At 60.5% G+C, this 23,799-nt stretch carries 23 protein-coding genes and 1 pseudogene; 21 read left to right on the forward strand and 3 right to left on the reverse strand.

All coding sequences use genetic code 11. The annotated features are described in order from the left end of the window. Positions 1 to 475 precede the first annotated feature (475 nt). The 5 genes from AYM40_RS36940 (at position 476) to AYM40_RS36960 (ending at position 4,720) form a co-directional block, all read left to right on the forward strand. Positions 476 to 883 carry a hypothetical protein gene (locus tag AYM40_RS36940; RefSeq protein ID WP_063501129.1) on the forward strand — a complete coding sequence of 136 codons (408 nt, stop codon included), beginning with the start codon at positions 476 to 478 and terminating at the stop codon, positions 881 to 883. Positions 884 to 896: 13 nt separating this feature from the next. Next, on the forward strand, positions 897 to 1,715 hold the full coding sequence (locus tag AYM40_RS36945) for a ParA family protein (RefSeq protein ID WP_063501130.1): 819 nt from the start codon (positions 897 to 899) through the stop codon (positions 1,713 to 1,715). Positions 1,716 to 1,727: 12 nt separating this feature from the next. Continuing rightward, positions 1,728 to 3,092 (forward strand): ParB N-terminal domain-containing protein, encoded by a 1,365-nt coding sequence (locus AYM40_RS36950; RefSeq protein WP_063501131.1) that lies wholly within the window; start codon positions 1,728 to 1,730, stop codon positions 3,090 to 3,092. A gap of 71 nt (positions 3,093 to 3,163) precedes the next feature. After that, positions 3,164 to 3,577, forward strand: a complete 414-nt coding sequence (locus AYM40_RS36955; protein WP_148662461.1) for a TrfB-related DNA-binding protein — start codon at positions 3,164 to 3,166, stop codon at positions 3,575 to 3,577. Between the two features lie 126 nt (positions 3,578 to 3,703). Then, complete coding sequence (locus tag AYM40_RS36960) at positions 3,704 to 4,720, forward strand: replication initiator protein A (protein ID WP_236721168.1); 1,017 nt, start codon at positions 3,704 to 3,706, stop codon at positions 4,718 to 4,720. Positions 4,721 to 4,848: 128 nt separating this feature from the next. Here AYM40_RS36960 and AYM40_RS36965 read toward each other — a convergent pair whose 3' ends face one another. After that, positions 4,849 to 5,727 carry a hypothetical protein gene (locus tag AYM40_RS36965; RefSeq protein ID WP_063501134.1) on the reverse strand — a complete coding sequence of 293 codons (879 nt, stop codon included), beginning with the start codon at positions 5,725 to 5,727 and terminating at the stop codon, positions 4,849 to 4,851. Positions 5,728 to 5,752: 25 nt separating this feature from the next. Continuing rightward, positions 5,753 to 6,583, reverse strand: coding sequence for an HNH endonuclease (locus tag AYM40_RS36970; protein WP_236721169.1), 831 nt, complete (start codon positions 6,581 to 6,583; stop codon positions 5,753 to 5,755). Positions 6,584 to 6,801: 218 nt separating this feature from the next. On the opposite strand from AYM40_RS36970, the gene AYM40_RS36975 reads away from it, so the two are divergent. Continuing rightward, positions 6,802 to 7,506 (forward strand): hypothetical protein, encoded by a 705-nt coding sequence (locus tag AYM40_RS36975; RefSeq protein WP_063501135.1) that lies wholly within the window; start codon positions 6,802 to 6,804, stop codon positions 7,504 to 7,506. A gap of 1,583 nt (positions 7,507 to 9,089) precedes the next feature. Here AYM40_RS36975 and AYM40_RS36980 read toward each other — a convergent pair. Beyond that, on the reverse strand, positions 9,090 to 9,359 hold the full coding sequence (locus AYM40_RS36980) for a hypothetical protein (protein ID WP_062092303.1): 270 nt from the start codon (positions 9,357 to 9,359) through the stop codon (positions 9,090 to 9,092). Positions 9,360 to 9,976: 617 nt separating this feature from the next. Between AYM40_RS36980 and AYM40_RS36985 the strand changes: the two genes are divergently transcribed. From AYM40_RS36985 to AYM40_RS37055, 15 genes and pseudogenes are all read left to right on the forward strand, one after another. Then, on the forward strand, positions 9,977 to 11,101 hold the full coding sequence (locus AYM40_RS36985; protein ID WP_236721170.1) for a hypothetical protein: 1,125 nt from the start codon (positions 9,977 to 9,979) through the stop codon (positions 11,099 to 11,101). Positions 11,102 to 11,157: 56 nt separating this feature from the next. Next, the gene (locus AYM40_RS42065; RefSeq protein ID WP_063501136.1) at positions 11,158 to 11,868 is read left to right on the forward strand and encodes a DUF6884 domain-containing protein; all 711 of its coding nucleotides are present in this window, start codon (positions 11,158 to 11,160) and stop codon (positions 11,866 to 11,868) included. 45 nt (positions 11,869 to 11,913) lie between these two features. Then, positions 11,914 to 12,810, forward strand: a complete 897-nt coding sequence (locus AYM40_RS36995; RefSeq protein WP_063501137.1) for an ArdC family protein — start codon at positions 11,914 to 11,916, stop codon at positions 12,808 to 12,810. Positions 12,811 to 12,865: 55 nt separating this feature from the next. Beyond that, positions 12,866 to 13,522: a hypothetical protein gene (locus AYM40_RS37000; protein WP_063501138.1), complete on the forward strand. Its 657-nt coding sequence runs from the start codon at positions 12,866 to 12,868 to the stop codon at positions 13,520 to 13,522. A gap of 589 nt (positions 13,523 to 14,111) precedes the next feature. After that, positions 14,112 to 14,645: a hypothetical protein gene (locus tag AYM40_RS37005; RefSeq protein ID WP_063501139.1), complete on the forward strand. Its 534-nt coding sequence runs from the start codon at positions 14,112 to 14,114 to the stop codon at positions 14,643 to 14,645. A gap of 12 nt (positions 14,646 to 14,657) precedes the next feature. Then, positions 14,658 to 15,332, forward strand: a complete 675-nt coding sequence (locus tag AYM40_RS37010; protein WP_063501140.1) for a hypothetical protein — start codon at positions 14,658 to 14,660, stop codon at positions 15,330 to 15,332. A gap of 541 nt (positions 15,333 to 15,873) precedes the next feature. Then, positions 15,874 to 16,383, forward strand: coding sequence for a hypothetical protein (locus AYM40_RS37015; RefSeq protein ID WP_062093138.1), 510 nt, complete (start codon positions 15,874 to 15,876; stop codon positions 16,381 to 16,383). Beyond that, positions 16,380 to 16,913, forward strand: a complete 534-nt coding sequence (locus AYM40_RS37020) for a hypothetical protein (protein WP_063501141.1) — start codon at positions 16,380 to 16,382, stop codon at positions 16,911 to 16,913. The genes AYM40_RS37015 and AYM40_RS37020 overlap by 4 nt, the downstream gene beginning before the upstream one ends. A gap of 550 nt (positions 16,914 to 17,463) precedes the next feature. Next, entirely contained in the window at positions 17,464 to 17,871 is a 408-nt protein-coding gene (locus AYM40_RS37030) for a hypothetical protein (RefSeq protein WP_236721171.1), read from the forward strand. 928 nt (positions 17,872 to 18,799) lie between these two features. Continuing rightward, a complete protein-coding gene (locus tag AYM40_RS41700; RefSeq protein ID WP_158515392.1) occupies positions 18,800 to 18,976 on the forward strand; it encodes a hypothetical protein in 177 nt (58 codons plus the stop codon). A gap of 54 nt (positions 18,977 to 19,030) precedes the next feature. After that, a complete protein-coding gene (locus tag AYM40_RS37035; RefSeq protein ID WP_148662462.1) occupies positions 19,031 to 19,633 on the forward strand; it encodes a hypothetical protein in 603 nt (200 codons plus the stop codon). 114 nt (positions 19,634 to 19,747) lie between these two features. Then, entirely contained in the window at positions 19,748 to 20,299 is a 552-nt protein-coding gene (locus tag AYM40_RS37040; RefSeq protein ID WP_063501144.1) for a hypothetical protein, read from the forward strand. Positions 20,300 to 20,580: 281 nt separating this feature from the next. Next, a pseudogene (locus AYM40_RS37045) lies at positions 20,581 to 21,945 on the forward strand (DUF3560 domain-containing protein); the annotation flags it as partial. A gap of 725 nt (positions 21,946 to 22,670) precedes the next feature. Continuing rightward, positions 22,671 to 22,898, forward strand: a complete 228-nt coding sequence (locus AYM40_RS37050; RefSeq protein ID WP_063501146.1) for a hypothetical protein — start codon at positions 22,671 to 22,673, stop codon at positions 22,896 to 22,898. Between the two features lie 567 nt (positions 22,899 to 23,465). Further along, entirely contained in the window at positions 23,466 to 23,747 is a 282-nt protein-coding gene (locus AYM40_RS37055; RefSeq protein ID WP_063501147.1) for a hypothetical protein, read from the forward strand. Positions 23,748 to 23,799: the final 52 nt, after the last annotated feature.

Consider the following 23,799-nt stretch of genomic DNA (forward strand, 5'->3'; position numbering starts at 1 on the left):
AGCCGGTCGCCAACTTCAGCTCTCGTACATCCGGAGTCCAGCAGCGAGACGATCAGCTCCTGATCCGTTGTTATGACGCCGTCCGATTCACACTTTCGCATGCGAAATTTTACTCACTGTTCGACCGTACTGTAATTTTGTACGGAGTGCGCGCAGCGGCGCAGATATGAAAGACCTTCCGACTGCAGCAGTCCTGTCCATCCGGACCAGAAGGGCCGTCGTTCCCGCTCGACTCTACTTGACCAAGCCGGGCCTGACTCGCGGCGTCAGCAGCCACGAAACCTCGCCTTTCGGGCACTTCGAACGCACTCAAACACGAGCGATTCTAGCCGAACCACGTAGCCCGATCCAGGGGGATATCGGACTTATTTCGCACCATCTATTGACCGTCAACATTTCTAATAATAATATCCGTTGCACGTGACCACACGTCACCCATCAAAAATCAATGGACCGTCAATAACCGGAGCGTCTCATGTCCAACACCGTGCAATCGCGCATCTACCAGGCCCTTACCGAACTGATTCCGAATCTTGGAAAGACATCGAGCCGCACGCACTTTGCTCCGCCGCGAGTGGCCGGTGATATGGCCGTCCATTGCACTGTTGACGAGACCAGAGACGGTCATCTCACCGTCGAGATCGCCCACGACCGGCCCGCGCGCGGGAGCACCAATCCGGCGTCATGGATCTGCTTCGACGTCGACCCGGCTCGGGCTGTCGCTCGTGTTACGTGCTTTCAGGAAGGCTGTCACTACAGCATTGCGGGCCAACACACCGATGCGCAATCGGCGCGAGTCAATCTTTACGCGGCCAACTGGCTGGCTGTCTTCAATACGTTGGGCCGCGTGTTCGAGCCGATCGAGCAGGCCATCTACGCGTAAGGCGGGGAGAAACATGCACAAGGTTGGAATTGCGAACCAGAAGGGCGGTGTAGGAAAGACCACCACCGCGCGACACCTGTCATTCACGGCTATGGAAAGGGGATTGCGCACGCTCGTGATCGATCTCGATCCGCAGGCGAACCTCACCCGAACCATGCTGTACCGGTTGATGATGAATGCGGACGAAACGCTGATGCGTGCCCGATCCGTAAATTGGGACAGCATTCAGCTCCCAGCCATCGCGCCGGACAGCAGTGCTCACTTACTGTTCATGAGTGGGCAGGAACCTCGGCCTATGTCGATCGCGCCCGGTGTCGATCTGTTCGCCGGGTCGGACGACCTCATAGAAGTACTAGGGTGGCCACTCGATTGCACCCAACACGCACGGTCTGCGCTGAACCGGCTGGACGATCAGTACGACATCTGTGTGATCGACACGCCCCCGACGATGAGTAACCTACTCTTTGCCGGAATGATCTGCGCGGATTACCTGCTGATGCCGTGTGACCTGGACAAGGACGCGACCAGCGGGCTGCTCGATCTCACACAGAAGGCTCAGATCATCGCTGAGAACTTCAATCCGGATCTCGAACTACTCGGCGTGCTTCTCAACAAGGTCAACAAACGCCGGGCCTACGACCAGACGGAACGGATCACGCTGCGCCAGAAATGGGGTGACGCCGTGCTGGATGTTGAGCTGCAGGAACGTTCTGCAACAAAACTCGCGAAGGAACATCCAGTCTGGAAAAGCCCACGCGGTGACAGCGACCGGCGCGCAGCAGCGGAAATGCGTTCCGTGTGTGAGTCGCTGTTCAAACGTATTGGTCTGTAAGGGAAAATGATTATGCAGCTCAAAAATGGCCAACAGCTGACGAGTCTCGCTCAGCTATCGAAGATGAAGCCCGGCAGCGCAATGGCCGCGGCGATCGAGGAAGCAACAGGCGCGATCACTACTGAACTTGCGATTTCGAAGATCGTAACCAAGCCGCAGGACCGCGTAGACTTTAGCGACATCGAGGCGTTCGCCGAGCGCCTGAAGACGGTTGGCCATGTCCACACCGCGATTCTCGTACGCGCACTGGAAGACGACCAGTTCGAACTGATCGGCGGTGAGCGACGCGTGCGCGGCAGCATCTTCAACGGATGGCAGAAAATCCCGGCAAAGGTCTTTCCGGCAAGCACCCCGGACATCGTCATCCGGATGTACCAGATCTCGGAGAACGTCGATCGCAAACCGCTTTCTGCCAAAGAGACGGCCCTGGGTTTGGCGAGCGACATCGACAGATTTGGACGCGAGGAAGCCGCACGCCTGTGGACTAACCCGAAGGGCAAGCAGCGTAGCGAGTCGTGGATCTCCAAACACCTTCGGTTCCGGAAGTACGGCCCAATCACGCGGGAACTGTTCGACGCCGGCATGTTCGACGACATCGAGGCCGCGAACAAGATGGACGACATTGAGGCCGAGAGCACAGAACTCGCACACGAACTGGCCGCCGCGATAAAAGCAGGCGAGAAATTGGGCCGGGTGACGCTTGACGCCCGGCTTTCGCAATTGAAAGGTACGGCGCAAAGTGACGCGCATATTGTGGCAGCCTTGCCGGCAGAGGCCGATAGGCCGAACAGCCCCGCGAAACACTCGGCCGATGAACGCGGCGACCCCGCCGACTCCACGGCCGATGACGCCGCCGGCCTGCCGTCATCCCATAATGAGGGACCGGCTGACGATAGTGAGCACTCGGTGTCCGCGCCTTCGGTCGCACAGGCTGTCCAGCAGGCATTGCAGTCGCAAAAAGTTCCCCGCGAAGCAGCGGCCGCACCGCGACCGAAGCAGGAGAGGGCGGGCAGCACCGACCCCATGAAGACCGTCATCTGGCGGGCGGAGGAACTGTTCCAGGAATCGACCGGATCAATCCATCGCCTGCGTCAGCTACAGGCAGATCTGGCGGCCGCTGGCGTGCCAGAGGAAGACGCGGACTGGAGGCTTTGGGTCGCATTTGTCCAGCTGGCTTGTTCTGCGTTGGTCGGCGTTGGACAGCCGCGGGCAGGGAAAATGATAAACAGGTTGAATGATGAGTTAAATTCTAAGAGCGCAATAGAGCTACTGAATACGTTGCATCCGAGCCGCAGGGCGGGCGTTTTGCCAGACGATTTCAGGTACGATACGGACCGTGAGATTCATCCTCTCGCGCCGAACAATTGGGCTCTCTAATGCGCAGGAAAAAGGGGCAGATAAGCCCCTTTTTTCATAGCCCGTCAACCATATCGTGTCGGATATTTACTTTGGCAACGTTCCGTCTTACTGCGAGAAAATTTGCGGCACTTGATTCTTTCATGCGCAAGCAGGTCGAGCTGCAGGGCACCAAGCCTTTTGCCGAAAAAACACGGGACATTGCACGGGCGGTGATCGTCGACGGTGAAGCGTCGATAGACGTGCAAACGCGGTTTGAAGTGACGAAGCAACGAGTCAGCTCGATTGTTGGTCGTTACTACCAGGCGTACCTGACGATGAATGACTCCAAGGGCGATATTGCGGCTTTATGGCTAAAGCATGGCTTCGAATTGCCGATTAACCTAGTGAAGCCGCTCGAAACGTTTCTTGCCACAGCGAGACGCAGCAAGGACGCTAATAAAATCCAGTCTGCCATCGCCGCCGTCATGGAAGCGCTCGAGATAGAAAAGAGCAAGCTGGAATGAAATGAGGGGTTAGTGCGATAAATGAGCACCATCGAACAACAAAGCAGTCACTCACTGCGCAGGCCAATACCGGGGCATAGCAAAACAAAGAAGGACTATCGGCGATCCGTCGAGCGCGTTGTCAACATGACCAGCGACACGCAGGACGCCGAGATGTCTGTTTCACAGGAAGAGGCGTTTCATGACGCCGAGCAACTCGAGCTGTTCGCGGCCGAGCGCTTGCTCGCAACGTGGAAGCCGCGTGAGGATCTTCATTCTCTCGAATTCCCGCTGTTTTCTTTGCAAAAGGGCAAAGACACACGTGTCAGGGTGTATCGCAACGGTGAACAGATCGTGCGAATCATCCCGAGCGTCGTCGGCGCCGCCAACATCTTCGACAAGGACGTTCTTGTCTACGCAGCGACTCAGATCTGCAAGGCCGCGGACGCAAACCTTCAGGTTTCCCGCCGCATCCGCTTCAAGGTGCGGGACTTTCTCGTCTACACAGGCCGCAGTACAGGCGGAGCGTCATACACCCGCATCGTCGACAGTTGCCGGCGTTTGAAGGGGACGATCGTTGAGACCAACTTCGATGCGTCGCGGCTAGGCGCCAATGAAGAGGGCATCCACGAGAGCCTTTACGGATACGGCCTGATCGAAAATTACAAGATCATCACGTACACGGGCAACAAGAAGGGCGCGCTTGAAGTCGAATTGATCCTGTCGACGTGGACCTTCGACTCATTGATCAATCGCAAAGTACTCACGATCCATCCTGGGTATTTCGATCTGGCGCAAGGACTCGAACGCCGGCTGTACGACCTTGCGAAGAAGCATTGCGGCGAAAAGCTGTGGTTCAAGATCGGGCTCGACAAGCTCTACGCCAAGTCGGGATCGGCACAGGCTCAGAAATACTTCCGGCGCGACGTCGTCGCCGCTATGGTGGCCGATAAGATGCCCGAGTTCCATATAGCCCTGGACGACGACAAGGCGATGGTCATTTTCTTCCGGTGCGATCGCGACAACCAGAAGCAGAACGCCCAGCTCATCGCCGGCATTCACAGGGAGCTGCTGTCCAAGAAGCTGCTGAACTGGTATTACACATTGCGCAGATGGGATTCAAAGTCGGACCAGAAAGCGCAAATGGATCTGTTGCCAGCTTAGCTCAGTCCGCTTCACACACGTGTCGGTAGCGGCCGCCCGGCCGCACAGCGCATTCCACCCGTCAGGACGCATTCCACCCGTCAGGATGCGCTGCCGACCGTGGTCTTCCCCATCCTTTACCTCCTGCACTAACCGATGGCGTTCGTCGCTTCAGCTTGCCCGCCAGATGCTGCCGCGGTGGTGTCCGCCAACCGCTGCAGCATGGCGATCGCATCGGTTCGGGCCAGGTCGGGAAATAGCTCAGGCTGGTACCGGATCTGCATTTGTAGCTCGCCCTCGTCCGTGAGGTGGCTAAGCACAATGTCCACATGAGACAGTACGCCAAACAAGCCTTCGTCCAATGTCCGGAACAGGACGTTGATCGGCGTAGGGAACTGCCGTGCGACTGCCCTGATCAAGCCGACGCGGGGGATAACATGGAGATCCGACAGCACGTTATAAGGGTTCGGTTTTGCTGGCTTGATCACCTTGCGTGCGTCGTTGCTGCCGTGAAGGCAAGCCAGGAATAGCATCACGATCGCATCGTTGGCGGCCAGCCCGGTTGCGGCCGCGAGTTCGACAAGTTTATCTTCGACGTCCCTGCGGTTTTGCGTTGCCACCTTCTGTACGACGAGCGGTGCTGCCTTCGTGAGGAAGTCCGCTCGATTGTCCCACTGGCTTTCTTTCATGCCAGCAAAAAGCTCGGCCGCAAGGCCTTTCAGTCCGCTAAGATGCGCAGCGTCCGTGTTGGCCAGCTTGAAAAACTTACCGATCGCATCTGCCTCTGTGTCCAGACACAGGGCCTTTTGATCGACATCGTCTTCACGTCCCTTTTCGCCCTCCATAATCGAAAGGATGGGACTGATGCTGTTCTGCGGTAAATCAATTGCCCTTAATGCCTCAAGGGCCGCTTGTTTCTTATCGTCCGGCTGTTCGTTGCCCGACACCGCGGTCTTAATGATCGAGACAACATTGCGATCGAGGAGAAAGAGGGTTTCGGTCCGTACGGACACGGGCTGCACGTTCATCGTTGGGCCTCGCAGATGGTTGTGCTCAATCGTCTAGCGCTTCTTCGCGCGCGATGAACAGGTCGTGATGGAGCTTCAGGGAATCCGTTGAAGGGCGTTCCTGCATGTCGACGGGAAGCGCGACGAGGCGCCGGCCGCGATACTGCGCATATTCCGTCCACTCCAAGGACCGCGAAATGGTCACGCGATAGTCAGAGTCAACCGAAATCAGGTAAAGGTCAAAGAGCGTGTGTATGTCCGAACGCAACAGCATTCCGTTGGTGGTGGCGTAGTTAGTTGCGAGCGCGTGCGGGACAATGTGCGCAGCTTCCAGCAGCGCTTCGACCGATGAGCCGCTAACTGCGCAGGCGGTGCCGTACGCCCGCAGAAGCCTCTCGCGGAAATCCGGCTGGCCACGGCGTGTCTTGATTGCGACGAGCTGTCGCTCCTCGCTCTCCTGCCTACCATCGCCGTCGCTGGCCGCCGGCGCCGCATCGCGCTGGCCCGGCTCGACACCGCGGGTCTCGCCAGCATTGTCCTCGCGGCCTTGCGGAGTGTCAGCTGACGCCGCCTGGAAGCGACGAAAATCAACGTGTTGCTGCTCGAGGCTATAGCCCGTCACTCGCCATCCGGCTCGCTGCCATGCGTCCGCCCAGACATGCGTGCGCCCTTCAGTGGTGTTGCTCCAGAACGGCGGATGCTCGTAAGCCGAGCGCGGCAATGGCGACGGTAGGATCTCGTTGATCTCAGCAAACGTGAGCCGTACGAAATTGCCGCTCAGGTTTCGTAGATGAGTTTCGAGGGAGTCGTATTTCGCCATGTCACAACGGGCAGCGCACGAGATGCGCCGCGTGCCGAGTTCCGGGATGGACAGCATAAGCGCAAGGGAGGCTCGGCGGGAAGAGAAAACCAGTAGGCAGCGCAGGCTGGCTACTCGGATCCAGCCGGTGTCCCGTGTCGCAGGTAGTGAAAACTCACCATCTGCTTTCGCTAGGCTTTTCCAGCCCTTATGTCACGCTCGCGATGTCCGCGTGGAGTGGCGGGAGCTACACTTGAGCTTGCTCAGGACCAGAGACAAACAATGGGATCGCGATAATGAACAGAGAGCTAAGCGAGCAGGAACGCGCGGAACGCCGTCAGATCGTCGACGAGATGATGGCTGCCGGAGGCTTGGATAAGCTCGAAGTCGCCTATCTCGAAGCGTACGCGCGCGGTGACCTGTCGCTTGACGAGGTATCCGGGCGCATTATCGGGCGTGCTGACGCGAAAGCTGAGCAAGTGATGGCCGAAGCCGCGGAGGATGCACAGACTTTCATGGCGCATTCCGAGATCGAGCAGCAAAGGATTCTGCGGCAGGCCGAACTCGAGGCGAAAAGGATTCAGGATGGCCTTGGAGGTCCGGCTGAGCTGCTTAGTGCGTTACTTTCCAGTGCGGAGAATCCTAGTGCGGCGATGCGGGATCTTCTCCTTCACGGAACGGAGGAGCAGCTAGGATTGACCGCGAAGTATCTCGCGTCAGTGCCGGGCAGCGATGACGCGCTCGATGGAACCCTGCGGCAGATCCTGCACGATATGCCCGCGCCGGAACTTCGCGATGTATGGCTCAACCGACTCCGGCCGATGTTGATTGAATGGCAGATCTTGTCGCAGGAACAGTTGCGAAAGCTTGATGCGGATGTGTCAAACCTGCTACGTGCCTACCAGAAACGCCCCGGGCTGACGAGAGCACAGAAGTACATGATCGCCGCAGTAGTGGGCGCCATCCTCTTTTTCGTCGTGCGTTCGTTTTGGTCGAGCTGACCACTGTATTCACTTTCAGCGGTACCCGGCAGCCGGCGCGCAAGTGCCAGACGAGGCCGACCCGAAAGCGCGTCTATCGCACCACCCGGAGCCAGCGACAGCCTTTCGGGATGGCGTCTCAACTCCTGCCACGCGATGCAAAAAAACTCCCAATAATGCGTCTATCGCACCACTCACGCGCCCGCGTCTATCGCACCACCAGATGCAACAAACGGCCCCCTTGGAATGTGTCGATCGCACCACCACCCCGCGCGTCTATCCCACCACCGCGAAACGGACCTTGAATCGCTAAACGCCCGCTCTGACAGGGCTATGCCCTTGATTAGAGTGAATATTCAATTGGCATAGACCGGGGAAAAGCTGTTTTTTCGACGCGTCTATCGCACCACCCATCCCATTTTTGTGGATAACATTGTGGCCTTCGCGTCTATCACACCACCGCCCGCGTCTATCGCACCACCTAGACTACGTCTATCCCACCACCGCCGACGCGTCTATCGAGCCACCGAACGCCCCGCAAACCCACGCCCCGCGGGCGTCTCGCGAACCGTAAACGCGCGCGCGGTTAACTTCTTCTTTTTTAACTGTTTTTAACTGCGATTAGAACAAGGCCCCACCCTCAGTGAGGGGGGTGCAAGCACCCCCCGGCCGGGTTCGACGGCTAAAGCCGTCCCCACCCCCCCGGCCACACCCCCCAAAAGCAAATCGTGGCCCCAAAGGGGCAGACCTGGAAGAACACCGACCAATAGCCAAGGACATCGAGCGGCAGGCACTAAGGGCTACGGGGCGCCTACGGCACCCCGCACCCCTAAGTGCGCGATAATCGCCAGCGCCCGACAAGTCGGACCCCGGCTCCACGCGCTCGTGTGCTCGCCTTTTGCCGTGCAACCGAAACGTTTCACCACGGCTAAAAAACCGAGTTTTGCAGGGAAGGGGGGCGTCCGGTTGATTTTCGGCGTGTCCGGCCAGCCCAAACAGCCACAGAGGGCTTCGCGACCATTGCGGAAGGGGACGGGTAGGTCGCATGTCGCCGGCCGCTCCTGGGAGCTGAGGCGCGAGAGGGTCATTGAGAACAGGTATCAGCGTCTATCGGACCACGTGCTGGCCAGAGCTGCATTCGTAGCTGCCAGGTCGACCGAATCTCAGCGGCCACAATGAAAAACGGCCTGCCCTTTCAGGCAAGCCGTTTTAACCCGATCAAAAGCTCGGGTGAGACTCGGTCCGCAATCCCCACACAACTTTTACCGCGATGGCTCTCCTAGTTCGTAGCGCCCACTAGAGGCCGAGGGACCTAATACGCGCGGGCCACCGCCGCGCTGAGCGTGAATTTATCATGACCGTCGCTGCCGCGACAAGATCGCGTGCCAGCGCACGGCCCATAAATTACGCGCCCTAAAAAGCCAAAAGCCCGCTGGTTAGAGCGGGCCTCCGACTGCCTTTTCGGAAGAAACAAACTTTGCTTTCGTGCGCTGCATTTAGCGTCGAAGCACTGTTATTTAACCCCAGGTGAAACCCTGAACGCAAGGATTATTCAGAGGATTTTTATTTCAGTTTTCTTCCGCTCACTTACGCGAATATCGACATCAGAACCTGGCCGCGATCCGCGGCTCAATGAATCGATAAACGGCCGCAGATTCCTGCGGCGTTAAGCCGGCGACGAGCGCGTACTCAATGCAGCGCTGTGCGAGCAGCTTGTCAGCCTCGGCCATCGAGCGGAGCGCGAAGAGACTGCAGACCATGTCGGGATGGACTATCGAAGCGAGCACGTCGAGAAGCAGCGCACGTGCGCCAGTCTTATCGAGAAGGATCGCCTCGATCGCGTCGGTGAAGGGATAGGGCAGCTGCTGGGTCATGTGAATGTCGAAAGATAGCGAAACAGTATAGCGTCGCCGCTGCACAGATCGCGAACTGATATTGAGAGATGCGCTTCATCGGAAGTGCCGCTGTATATCAGCAGCGTCGCACGACGTTGCATCCACCGACGGCAAAACGCAGTGGGTCCGATCAGCGCACTACAGCCGCCCCGCATTCGCGAGGCGGTGATCGTTTGAGCGCGAGTCGGGCGTAGCCCTTTTCGCGCAGTCCACCCCGACGAAATGTCGCTCCGCGGCGCTATCGCTTGCTACGCGAGGTTGCGCTCGCCGCGCGGCCTTTCGCTTCGTCGTGCAGCAGCTCTCTGTGCCGAATTCCCGTCCCCCTCGTTCGCCGTCCTTTTCTCGCGATCGTAGCCACGTCCTGCGCTGCGTCAAGGCGCGCGGGGCCGTGTCAGTCGCTATCGCTCCATCCCGCCCCACACCCCGCGCTTGAATCCTTGACCCAGCTCCGTCCGCGTCTCCTTTGATCGCGGGACGACGAACTCAGGGGAACGGCGGCAACGGCGAGAGACGCCGCCGACTCAGCAGAAACATCTTTTACGCCGGGACTTCGGAATCTAGGGGCCCGGTCAGCTTTGAACGAATGTGAGGACAGGATGGAAAACAACATTGGCAAGCAGCGCGGGGCGCGTCATCGGTACGGTGAACTGACGGCTAATCTGCACACGATGCTGTCGCCGTCGCAGAGACAAGCTCTCCACGACGCGTTGGCCGGTCGGTCGCTGGCTGTGTGCTTCGGTTCTGGCGTTGACTCCACCGCGATGCTTGTCGCGCTCCGTGCCGCTGACCTTCGTCCTGATGTCATTACCTTCGCAGACACCGGCGGCGAAAAAGAGGAAACCATTGCGCACGTCGACAAGATGAACGCGGTTCTGCGCTCCTGGGATTGGCCACTGATCGACGTGTGCCGCAAGGTTCCTCTCGCGTCCACCGGCTACTCCGACCTGTATGGAAATTGCCTCGCCAATGAGACTCTGCCATCGCTAGCATTCGGCATGAAATCCTGCAGCATCAAGTGGAAGCAGTCCCCACAGGACCAGTTTCTGAAAGGCGCGAAGTCCGGCCCGAACGCAAGGCCGCCGCACCCACTGTGGGTATCGGCTCAAGCCAACGGCCAGCAAATCATCAAGCTGATCGGCTACGACTGCGGCCCCGCCGATATGCGCAGGTCTAAAGGGCTGAAGCCATCCGACGCGGATTTCGAGTACGTCTACCCGTTGCAGCTTGTGCGCTGGGCTCGCCGCGATTGCGTTCGCGCCATCACCGAAGCACTCGGCGCTGAGATGGTGCCGGTCAAGTCAGCGTGTTTTTTTTGTCCGGCTTCAAAACGATGGGAGCTGTACTGGCTGGCCGCAAATCATCCCGACCTCCTCGAGCGCGCGTTGCTCCTGGAGCGAACCGCGCTGACTGGCCGACACAGCCGGTTCGACGCTGTTGAATTCGGGGCGAGTTGGGACGAGCTGGTACGCAACGCGGACCGCTTCCCGAGTACTTCGACAACAGTAGGCCTTGGCCGCAACTTTTCGTGGAACCAGTGGGCTCGCGTGAACGACGTTGTTGATGCCGATTTTCGAGTGAAGCGCAGTGATGCCGACCGTGCCCGGTTTGCGCTGCTGTCCGACACGCTCCGGGACGAAGACAACGCACTCGACTCGCGCAGCGCCGGCATCCCCATTGTTCCAGTCCCGGTCTCCACGCAGATGCAGTTGGCGTGGGAGTGAACGGGCCGCACGTTGCACACGCAGATTCGATACATAACTATCTGTCAGGACGTCTAATGACTAACACCAGCAAGCATCTCATCATCATGGCCTGTTCCGCGACGAAGCTGGAGCAGCCGGCACCGGCGCTCGATCTCTATCGGGGCGTGATGTATAGCACTTACCGTGCGAACGTGCGGCACGAGGCAAGCCCGGAAGTCATGATCCTGTCGGCACGTCACGGCTTTCTGCGGGCCGATACCATTATCGCGCCGTACGAACACCGCATGTCGACCGAGCGCGCTGACGCGATGCTGAGCGATCTTCCCAGCTACCTGTGCGACGGTTGGCCAGCGCAAGCGCGCAGTGTGTTGCTGGTCGGCGGCAAAGAATATCGCCGCGTGATGCGTGCCGCGGTCTCGCACCTGTCCACCAGCGGATGTCTGGCTCCGGACACGTGCGTTGAAGAAACCAACGGCGGTATCGGTTATCAGCGGTCCCAACTCGGCGCATATCTCCGGGCAATCGCGAAGCCGGATGACAACGTGGTTGGGTTCCAGCCGAACGGCACGCCGCTGTATCGCCGGCTCGGCGTGTACGCCATTGGCGACAGCGTCCAGGTTGCCTACCGGGCGCGGCCTGATCTGCCGGCGCGACCGGCGCGGATCGAAGAGCTGTTCGACAGTCCACGCGGTGACACCGCGAGCATTGCCATGCTGGACGTGAAACCGGGGGCGCCGGCGCAGACGTGGATCTCATTGTCTGATCTCAAGCCGGTCCATGCGTAGCCAGAACTGCCACCTGATCCACGAACTGAAGGGACGACATCAATCATGAAAGCTCTGAAGCAAACCATCAAGCGCGACTTGAAACAGGAAGTCACCGACCGTCTTGTGAATGCCATGGAAGCGGGGCGGATGTCGCCGGCGAATCTATGGGCCTGCAGCGCGTCTGGAGGCCTGCCTGTCAACTACGCCACCAAGAACATGTTCAACGGCGCGAACTTGCTGCTGTTGTGGCTCGAAGCGGCAGAGAGGGGCTTTGCCCGCAACGAGTGGATGACCTACAACCAGGCGCAGGCAATCGGTGCGCAGGTGCGCCGCGGTGCGAAGGGCTGTCGGCTTGTCCGGTTCGACAAGGAGGAGCGCATCGATCCGGAGACGGGGGAGATTGAGTTCTTTCCGGATCCGGTGGCGTTCAGCGTGTTTAATGTCGAGGAAATCGACGGCGTTGTGTCGGTCTCGCGTTGTGAGGAGTACGCACCGGTCGACGTAGCGGAACATATCCTCAAGCAGACCGGCGCCCGGGTCGTAGAAACAGGAGAACACGCTTTCTACCGGGCGAGCACTGATGAGTGTTTCCTGCCGGAACGCGGTCGTTTCGACGATCTGTCCAGTTTCTATCGCGCTGCCACCCACGGACTGATGCACTGGACCGCGCACTCTTCGCGTTTGGCCCGTGACTTCAGCGCGCGTTTTGGCGACGACGGAGACGCGTTCGAGGAACTGGTCGCTGAATTCGGTGCAGCTTTTTGCCTTGCCCGCATCGGCATGCAAGACGGCCAGCTCGAGCATCACGCGTCTCATCTCGACTCATGGATCCGAGTGCTAAAGAAAGACAAGAACGCGCTATTTACGGCGGCCAGCCGAGCTAGTGACGCCTACTCGTATGTGATGAAGCGCGCCCGTATGACTGACTCGCCCTCAATCGAATTGGCTGCAGCGGCATGACGGAGACCCACGCGCCATTGAAAGTGAATCGGGATTTTTAACAGGAGAACTGCCAATGTCGAAATATATCAACGCCGCGCCGCAAGAGCTGCGGCCGCAACAGATGATCTTCGAAGTCTTCTGCCGGGAGGCCTTTCTCAAGCCGCTGGAAAATCACGGCAGGGCGGCCGAAGTGTTCTTTCGAGGGGCCAGGCTGGGCTTTGTTGATCACCTGGGCGTAGCGGGACTGATGCAGGCCCATGAAAGGGAGCTAAACAACGCCCTCTATTCGCATTCGCCGACCGGCTTGCCGATTGATGACGAGCTGCCGAGCGCCGCGGCTCTTGCCGAGTATCCGCACTTACGGCGGCGTTTTCCGGAGGCGGCGCAGCTGGTCGACGCGCAGAATGGACCGGTGCCGGACGGTGCGGTGTCCGCCTCACCGGATGCTCAGGCCAACGTACTCCGATCTGCTTCGGCCGAGCAGTTGCTGATGGAGCTGGCTCGTCGCGGTGTGTTCATGGATCTCCATCATGCCGTCGGCGCCCTGCATGACCATCTTGAACGTGCTGGGCATCTGGACAGCGACAGTCCACTGACCTCCTACCTCACGTACCGGTTGCGTGCCGCAGACGCAGCTGTGTCCGGACGCTCAGACTCGGCAGACGCCGCCGGCAGGTGGCGGGAGAAAATCGACATCCTGAACGCGGCGCACGTGCGGACCCGACACTGACCACGCGATGATGTTTGAGGCCCCTGCAGCCAGACGCGCAGGGGCCTTTTACTTTGTGATCCTGAAAAAGCTCACCTTGCCATTGGATCCGCTGCCATCCAGCCGGGACGCCGCAACTCGCGAGCCAGGCGATCGCCTGTCACGCCAGTTGCACATCGTCGCCCCGGAACAGTCGAACACGCGCCTCGAGCTGCGCTCTTCTTCGCGAGCACCCCGACGAAATGTCGCTCCGCGGCGCTGCCGCTTGCTGCGCGAGGTTGCGCTCGCCGCGCGGCCTTTCGCTTCGCCACGGCTCTCAGTGCCGAATTCCCGTCCCCCTCGTTCGCCGTCCTTTTCTCGCGATCGTAGCCACGTCCTGCGCTGCGTCAAGGCGCGCGGGGCCGTGTCAGTCGCTGCGCTCCATCCCGCCCCACACCCCGCGCTTGAATCCTTGACCCAGCTCCGTCCGCGTCTCCTTTGATCGCGGGACGACGAACTCAGGGGAACGGCGGCAACGGCGAGAGACGCCGCCGACTCAGCAGAAACATCTTTTACGCCGGGACTTCGGAATCTAGGGGCCCGGTCAGCGCAAACCACCAGAGGGGTGCATATGACGTTTGAGGAATACAGGAAACGCTTTCCGGCCACACGCGGCTTTCAGCGCTACAAAAGCGAGCAACGCGCGAACCACGCGTCGAGCCACCGGCTCGGGCACAACAAGCGCATCGCAGTTGGCGAGTACTTCTACGCCCACCAGCACGCGCCAGGCGTCTGTTTTCCGAAGCGCTTGCAGGCAGAGCGCGCGGGATATGACCGACACCTGCAGGCGGACGCCGCTGCGCCGACGCCGATCGTCGAGCAGGACGCAATCGAAGCGCGAAAGCCGTCCCGTATCCATCTGACGCACACCGGCCCCGCTGCCGGCGCAACGCTGTGCGGCGCACCGCGCGACGGCAGCACCGCTCACCATGCGGTGTATGCGCCCGTTGAGCGCGATGAATATCGCGCGCAGTGCTGCGTTGCCTGCCTGAAGGAATTCGCCCGGGCATGGGCCGGTGAAAAGACCAAGCCGGATTGGGTCAACAGTGTTCTTGCGGCTGACGTGCAAGACGTCGTCAGCACACAACTTCCTCTTTTCGCGTAACAGGAGCGCATTATGCAGATTGAACTTTCGTTGTCCGCTGAAACCATCGCCGCTGAAGCTATCACGGCAGCGAAGAAGAACTCTGCGCATATGTCACGCGTTGCGCGAATTTTCGACGCCATGCGCGCCATTGTCGAAACGCCGGACGCGCGCCTGCGGCATTACACAGTGGACTTTTATGAGCATGATCGCGCATATCTGCAGCGTACCTACGCGACAGGCATGTACGGCTGGGTCATCCGCGAGAGCGGAACCCATCTTGTACAGCTCGGCAGACATCCGCGCATGAACGAGGAACTGGACGCCGCGCTCCACACTGGCCCGAGTCGCGACTGTTATCTGATCGACGCGCGCAACGCGACAGTGAAGGCAGTAACGGAAGGCAAGCTGCGCGAGGAAATGGCGCGCTTCAACTACGTTACCGGCCCGCATACCGTGGCAAAAAACAGCCGGACCATCGCAACCATGGACGTCAAAATGACGCCGTGGACCCACGCGAAAGCCCCGCAAGGCATCGTGCGATTCGGGTCACTTGACGTGCCGCTCAGCCACGAGGATCTGGTAGCACTCGCGCAGATCGGAGCATCGGAAGTAATCCGGGTCTCGCACTCTCTTTTCACCGGTACGCAGTCCATTGAACTGGACGGCGCCAACCTGTTCGACCTGATCGAACAGCGCGCCGAATAGTCCGTATCGCAAGCCGGCGAGGAGCTGGAGGGCTCTTCGCCATTTCGCATGCGAAACCGGATACCGCCCGCAGTCAGCCGGGCCGGGGCGAGCCGCCCGCCAGGCTTCGCCTGACGCGCCGCTCGCAGATTCCCCGCCCCGGTGAATGGAAGCGGACCGCTCTAGGGCTTCGCCCGGCGCGGGCCACCCAATCCAGTCGCGTCGCGCTGCTCCGCGAAGGGGCGCTACCCGCGCGGGCCATTCGCGCGATCGCATAGGTCGCATGCCGTCCATTCCCCCTCATCGCCCATACCCGCGAACTTAGCCGGCCTCGTCCTGACGTCAAGGCGTGCGGGGCCGTGTTGTCGCTGCGCGCCTGCCCGCCCCAACACCCCGCACTTGCCTCCTTGACGCACGGCCTCAACCGGCTTGCGTCGTCGCAGGGCGATGAACTCAGGGGAACGGCGGCAACGCTGGAACCTGACAAGCGCCCGCCGAAAGGAAACCCCTACGATGGGCTCCGAATCTTGGGGCCCGGTCAGCAAAAAACAGGAGCTATGCCATGACACGACGCCGCCACCCGAAGCCCGAGATTCACGCCATTGTTTTTGCGCAGCACGAACACTGTGTAACGGAATTGATTGTCGAACTGAGTCATGCCGTCATCGGTGCGACCGGCTATGTACATGCGGGCAATATCGAATTCCGCGCGAACGTGAGTGACCACAGCGCGGAATCGTTCGGGCGTCGCGTCGCGTTCAGCAATGTCTGCGGCGCAGAACTGGACGAGATGCGCGCGGCGGTTCGGAAGATCGAGCGCATCCGCAGCCGGATGATGAAGGATGACAAAGCGCTGGGCGAGGCACCGAACTTTGCGGAGTTCGCGCGTCGTGCGCTCGTCGCCGCAGGCGTAACGATGGTGCATGTCGCCCGTGATCTCGCGGGACGCCCTCGCAACGCCGCACATCACATCGTCGTAAGCACGGCAAACGGAGGCGACGTACTGGACGCAATCGGACGACTGGAGAAGATCGCGTTGACCATGTTCGGCAAGCGCGTGGAGGCAGCATGAGCGCGCAACTGGTTGAACGTTGGGAAGGGGCCGCTAAGGGCGGGCGCTACCAGATCGACGTGATGCGTTTCGAGCCGCGTCCGGGTCGGGAGTTTTTCGACATTCGCCTTTCGCGCGACGCCAGGCAGTATGAGTCGAAGCTCGCACGCACCCCCGCCGAGGCGCGGGATCGCGTGCAGCACGCCGTCGATTGGGCGTTGTCGTATGGCCCCGCGCCGTATAAGCGGACCTTCCGCGACGCCAAGCTCGCTCCGGTCGTTCGCGATGCCGAGCCGCTGCTGACGGTACAGGCCAATCGTTGCGAACTTGCGGCAAAGCTTGCCTTATTCCTCGTTAAGCGCACCGGTAGTCGCATCGAGAAATGGAGCGGGACACTTCTGGCCGCCGAGCAGCGCGCGCTCTTTGGACGTTTCTTCGGCAAGGGCACGCTGACCATCGACGGCAAACGCGAGCGCATCAAACACACCGTATCGCGCTCATTCGGCATGGGCCGTGAAGTGACGACGGACGTAGCTTGGGCCGACCTGTGACGCAGTACGTGCACGCAATCCACTCATCCTGACCAATCTGCTGGAGCGCTTCTGGCAAGCGCTCCACTTACCCATCGACCGATCATGCAACCTAATCAATCCACAAGCCTGACACTCCCGCGCGCTGGCCGCTTCATACGCAGGATCCGGTTCGCAGCGCGCAAATCCGCGTCCTGCTGAACACGATCGTTACGGACGCGCTTGCATTCTGGAGGCAAGCACCGCGCCGAACGTGGGGCGACATCAGCCGTCTGGTTCTTCGCCAGATGGTAACGCTCGACCGGATGTACCCCGAGGCGGGCATTCTTGATTCGGCGCTCAAACGCGTGGCCGTCCAGTTCTTCGCGGCAAACGTGGACGCGCGCATCAGCAGCTTTGGTCGCCGCGAAGGCGATCAGCCGACGCCCGCCGTTGCCCGCCTGATGAATGCTTTGCGTGACGCCCCGCGTCCACCACTGGCTATGCCGCAGGCTCGCAGCACCAATGCACCGCAAGGCGTACACGGGCATAGCGCCCCTCATCAAACCAGACCACAACGTAAGGGGAGTTCATGGAACATGCGCAGCAGGCATCGCAAACCGAGAAGGCCATTTATCAGAACGGAAGAGGCTACCGTATCGAAGTTATGACGATAGGCGAAACGGTCGAATTTTTTGCCGAAGGGGGCGGCTTTGTTCGTCGCATGCCGCGAGCCGAATTTGACGCGCAATTCAAGGTGGCTCCGCAACCCCAGTTCGCACAAGTCGCCGTCGCAGGCGCGTGGATGGACGATGGAGTCGCGTTGCCCGCGTACAGCGATGGGGTTCGATGGAACGGCTGGCTGATGCCGTACTTTACGCGCGAAGTGGCCATGCGCCTGATCCCGCTTGTAGACGGTCTCAGGTACGACGAAGCGCGCGACGTGTTCGTTGTGCTGGACCGAACGAAGGCGACGAAATCGCGTACGCGGCCGAAGTAATCCGGGTAGGTGACGACAATGTCGTGACCTATTCGATTGGGGCGGGTGAATGGTGTTGGGAGGAAGCGAACCAGCCGACGCAGGAAGCGCCCGTACGCGACGCGTAACTGCATTTCACTTCGTAGCTATCACCTTGTGACGCCGGCCGAGTGCCGGCGTTGTTGTTTCCGGTACCGCTACAGCGATCCAGCCGTGACGCGGCACCTCGCGCGCCAGGCTGCGCCCGTCACGCAAGCTGACGACCTCGCGTCCCGGTGAACATGCACCCCCGCTCTTGGGACTGCGCCGCGTCCCGCGGACTTGCCCGGCGCGTGCCATCCCCTCCAGCCTCGCTGCCTGCAGCTCGGTGAGCGCGCTCGCCGCGCGGGGCGTTTCGCTTCGTCGTGCAGCAGCTCTCTGTGCCGAAACCCCGTCCCCCTCGTTCGCCGTCCTTTTCTCGCGATCGTAGCCACGTCCTGCGCTGCGTCAAGGCGCGCGGGGCCGTGTCAGTCGCTATCGCTCCATCCCGCCCCACACCCCGCGCTTGAATCCTTGACCCAGCTCCGTCCGCGTCTCCTTTGATCGCGGGACGACGAACTCAGGGGAACGGCGGCAACGGCGAGAGACGCCGCCGACTCAGCAGAAACATCTTTTACGCCGGGACTTCGGAATCTAGGGGCCCGGTCAGCTTTTAAATCCCGCGCGGAGAAACCCCATGTACAGGGAAGAAGACATCGTCCATGAAAACGGCAAGGTATTTGTCTTGCGCGACGCCGCCAGAAGTCGTATGCGGTCTGCGTGTCCGGGACTACGCATGCAACGGTCGAGAGCGCGTACTCACTGGATTCGGACGGACTGTCTATCGCAGTGGCACGTTGCGACTACTTGGCGCGACGCGCTGCATAACAACTGCGCACGCTACGGCGGGCAAACACCAAGGGGAATACCGATGATTCTCGTACTCGAAGCAACGGTACAACGGGAATTCGCAACGATATCGGGTTACTCGCTGATCGAGGGGATTGGTTTCGTGTCGCCCGACATGATCGGCCCGCGCGCTGAACCGAAGGTATCGCTACACATCGAATCGCACGCGCCGTTCGTTGCAATCTCGTTCAACGTCTAAAACAGCAACTTTTTGAGGAGTCACACATGGGCGCAACTGTTACCACCGGCAAATGTGCAGCCGCTTTCCGCTCGAACGAGGGAGAGCTGCTCTACATCCTTTTCGAGCGATCATACGAAAAAAATTGCTATCCGCACACCGACCACTGGAGCGCATTTCGCGTTCGGCACGCGGGAGGAAGTTTTGCGGCGGGCATTTGTAGGTGCATCCGACTGTTGCGGCGGCATGTTGCAGAGCCGTAGCGGCGACATTAAGCCGGAGAACTACATCGAATCGTGGAAGCAGGAACTGAATCGTCCGGTCCAGATGCGCGACGTTGTCGTGACGCTGAAATTTGAAACCGGCTGGCGTGCGGCGCTGCCCGAGGATGCCAACGAAAGGGTGTTATCCGTCCTGCAGCGTGCAGGACTGGCAGACCGCTTCGACGTAATCAGGAATGAAGGTATTACGGCGACGCTCTACGGCGACACCGGCTTGCTACGTGCGATCTATGGCGTCGACGGTGAACTGTCGCCGTGGCGTGTATTCACTCACAGCGACACTGGCACGGTACCTATCGACGTCCGCCCGTGCGCAATGTTTCCGCGCGGAGATAGACCTGCCGTCTCCGCGTTGCTTCGCCATCGACGCAGACGTGCGACTCGTCGCAGGCGATGACGGCAAGTGGTCAGACGGCGTATGGGCTTATTCCGCGCTTGCACAGTATGTGACCGGACCGGCGCTTGAGCGTGAACTGGTTCAACCCGGCTTTGCGAAGGCAACGATACGGTCGTGCGTGAAGCGCTGAGGAATGCGGCGCCGTTGCCCAAGGACACGCGCATTACTGTGCGCCGCACCGCGTGCAAGGAGGATCATCACCGTCGCGCGGTGGATGAACTGGCCCGAGGTCTCGGCCTCATCGGCGAACGCGACCAGGCGGCGGATGAATTCACGTTCCTGTTTTCGGACATCAAAGGCGAAGACGCCGATAGCGTGCGCTATCGCGTCGGTTCGATGCGCGACGTGCTCACGTGGGACGTGCCCGAGACGGCCGCGCCAGAGGGTTGCTCCCGCACTTCAGCCGGTAAGCGCGACGCAGGGGCAGCTTGCCTTTGTGTGATCGCCCAGCGACGCCGGCCGAGTGCCGGCGTTGTCGCTTCTGGTATCGCCGCTGCAATCCAGCCGGGACGCGGCACCTTGCGCGCCAGGCTGCGCCCGTCACGCAAGCTGACGACCTCGCGTCCCGGTGAACATGCACCCCCCGCTCTTGGGACTGCGCCGCGTCCCGCGGACTTGCCCCGGCGCGTGCCATCCCCTCCAGCCTCGCTGCCTGCAGCTCGGTGAGCGCGCTCGCCGCGCGGGGGCGTTTCGCTTCGTCGTGCAGCAGCTCTCTGTGCCGAAAACCCCGTCCCCCTCGTTCGCCGTCCTTTTCTCGCGATCGTAGCCACGTCCTGCGCTGCGTCAAGGCGCGCGCGGGGCCGTGTTCAGTCGCTATCGCTCCATCCCGCCCCACACCCCGCGCTTGAATCCTTGACCCAGCTCCGTCCGCGTCTCCTTTGATCGCGGGACGACGAACTCAGGGGAACGGCGGCAACGGCGAGAGACGCCGCCGACTCAGCAGAAACATCTTTCACGCCGGGACTCGGAATCTAGGGGCCGGGTCAGCTCAACCTGTAAGGAGAACTTTAGATGCAAAATCTCAGCGCCACCTATTGCAAAATCTCAGCGCCACCTATTCACCCGAAGACAATAAGCTGCGGCTCTACTCGACTTCGCGTCTGGACGATGGCCTGTACAAACGCGTTCACGAAGCAGGTTTCCGTTTTGCACCGAAACAGGATCTTTTCGTAGCTCCGGCGTGGTCGCCGTCGCGCGAGGATCTGCTGCTTGAACTTTGCGGCGAGGTTGGCGACGAGGACACCACGCTAGTTGATCGGGCAGAAGACAGGGCAGACCGGTTCGAGGACTACAGCGAAAAGCGCGCGAGCGAAGCGCACACGGCGCGTGAAGCCGTCGCCGCTATCGCGGATCATATCCCGCTCGGACAGCCTATCCTCGTTGGCCATCACAGCGAGCGCCACGCGCGCCGTGACGCTGAGCGCATCGAAAACGGCATGCGTCGTGCCGTCAATCTTTGGGAAACATCCGAATACTGGACGCGTCGCGCAACCGGGGCACGTCGCCACGCGGAATACAAGCAAAAGCCAGACGTGCGCCACCGTCGCATCAGGACACTGGAGGCAGACCTCCGCAAACATCGGCGGGAGAGCGCCGAGGCAAGCGAGAACCTCACGAAGTGGCAGACCGAGGGCCTCACGCTGGAACAGGCGAAACAGATCGCAGCGTTTGACCACGTATCCATCTACGAGCAAGGAAAGACCTGGGGGACGTCGGTCTATTCGATGTTGGCCGACGAAAAAATGACCGTCGAGCAGGCGCGCGAACATTGCATTCCAGTCCATAGGCAAACCATAGCCTGGCGTCAGCGCTGGATCATGCACCTGGAAAACCGGCTTGCATATGAGCGCGCCATGCTGGACGAGAACGGCGGCATTGCGTCAGACCACCACGACATCAAGCCGGGCGGGCGCGTGCTTGTCGGCGGCGAATGGCTGGTCGTGATCCGGGTCAATCGTGCAAGCGGTCGCATCAATAGCGTTACCACGAGCGCGCCCGCCGTCGTTCATTGGCGCAATGAGTGGAAATATGGAATCGAAGAGGTGAAGGGATACCGCGAACCCGAAGCCACAGACGCCGCAGCCGTGAAGGCCACAAAGAAACTGTCTCCACTCACGAACTACCCCGGCGAGGGCTTTCTCGAAATGACTGCTGCGCAGTGGAAGAACCGCCCGGACGACTACAAGAGCGTCCGGAAGATCGCCGCCGACGACAAGCACGGCGCGCACCGCATTCGCCGTGCGTTGGTCGCGGGAGACGGCTACCGGTTGGCTCAGGTGTACATCACGGACCAGAAGCGCGTCGACCCGCCCGCGGTGGAAAGCAACACGCCCGAGGCGGTCAGGATCGAAAGCCAGCGCGAGCCGTCAAGCGTTGAATCGCGCATGGCCGAGCCGGCGGCCCCGGTCGAGACACGGGAAAAGGGAGAGGATTTCGACCGCTTGCGCGAATTGCTGCGGGCCGGTGTGCAGGTAGTCAGCGCGCCGCAACTGTTCCCGACACCGTCCGCCCTAGCGGCGCGTATGGTGGAAGAGGCGGCGATCGAGGAGGGGGATTCGGTTGGCGAGTTCAGCGCAGGAACCGGCCGCATCATCAACGCGATTTTCGAAGCGATCGACCGCACCACCATCACCGTTACTGCCGTCGAGATAAATCACGCGCTTTCTCGGACGCTCGCGGCGTCACACCCCGATATAAAGGTCGTATGCGCCGACTTTCTGGAGTGCGGCGACGAGCTGGGCCTGTTCGACCGAATCATCATTAATCCGCCTTTCGCCAATGGTCAGGATATCGCGCATATTTCACATGCACTGGACTTTATGAAACCGGGCGCACGTCTGGTTGCGATCTGTGCGAATGGCCCACGACAGAACGAAAAGCTTTTGCCGCTTGTTGAAGCTCGAGGCGGTACGTGGGAAGAACTGCCGGAGGGAACGTTTGTAGAATCTGGCACGAATGTTCGGACCGTTCTGTTGACGATCGACGTTTAAACAGCATGCGGCCGTGCCTGCGCGGCCGCCAACGAAGAGAGAGAAATATGCTTGCCACCGCATACCGTGTCGCCCTGATTGCCGCTGTTATCGTGCTTTCCGCCTGTGTTCAGACGCAGCCACCACAAACCCAGGCGCAACGAAACATGAAACCCGGTGCGATTTACATTTACGAGCCGACGAAGCCCGCAGGCTACGCAGGCCCGGGTGAGTTCACGCTCACGCCGGACGGAAAAATCCACGTTACCTATCCATCTCCGGCGACGACTCAGTAGCCACTCGCGCGCGGGATAACCATCGACGCCGGCCGAGTGCCGGCGTTTCTGTTTCCGGTACCGCGCAGCGATCCAGCCGGGACGCGGCACCTTGCGCGCCAGGCTATGCCTGTCACACAAGCTGACGACCTCACGTCCCGGTGAACATGCACCCCCGCTCTTGGGACTGCGCCGCGTCCCGCGGACTTGCCCCGGCGCGTGCCATCCCCTCCAGCCTCGCTGCCTGCAGCTCGGTGAGCGCGCTCGCCGCGCGGGGCGTTTCGCTTCGTCGTGCAGCAGCTCTCTGTGCCGAAACCCCGTCCCCCTCGTTCGCCGTCCTTTTCTCGCGATCGTAGCCACGTCCTGCGCTGCGTCAAGGCGCGCGGGGCCGTGTCAGTCGCTGCGCTCCATCCCGCCCCACACCCCGCGCTTGAATCCTTGACCCAGCTCCGTCCGCGTCTCCTTTGATCGCGGGACGACGAACTCAGGGGAACGGCGGCAACGGCGAGAGACGCCGCCGACTCAGCAGAAACATCTTTTACGCCGGGACTCGGAATCTAGGGGCCCGGTCAGCTTTAAGGACGCGCAATGATCAAAGCAGAAGAAGTGAGCGATTACCAGCAGTGCATCTACCCCTACAAATTCGATCGCATCGAGGTAGCCGGTTCGTTTTTTACTGGCCCGGCACCGGGTGCGTATCTGCGTGCTGACTTCGAGCGCCCGAGGGAGCCTGTCTCGTTTTCGCTGCTCGGTGAGTGGCATTGCGAATACACGGGCGGTCCAAGTCTTTTCGCGCTGGCAGACATGGCGGCGGACATTCTCGGCGTCGGTGGTTTCTACGGCCTTGGTAGGGCGCGACGCATCAACTGAAAAAGCGCAGGCCGCGCGATGACGTGGCCGCCGATTGAACATCCTACGGGGA

It is taken from the genome of Paraburkholderia phytofirmans OLGA172, assembly GCF_001634365.1.
Classification (GTDB): Bacteria; Pseudomonadota; Gammaproteobacteria; order Burkholderiales; family Burkholderiaceae; genus Paraburkholderia.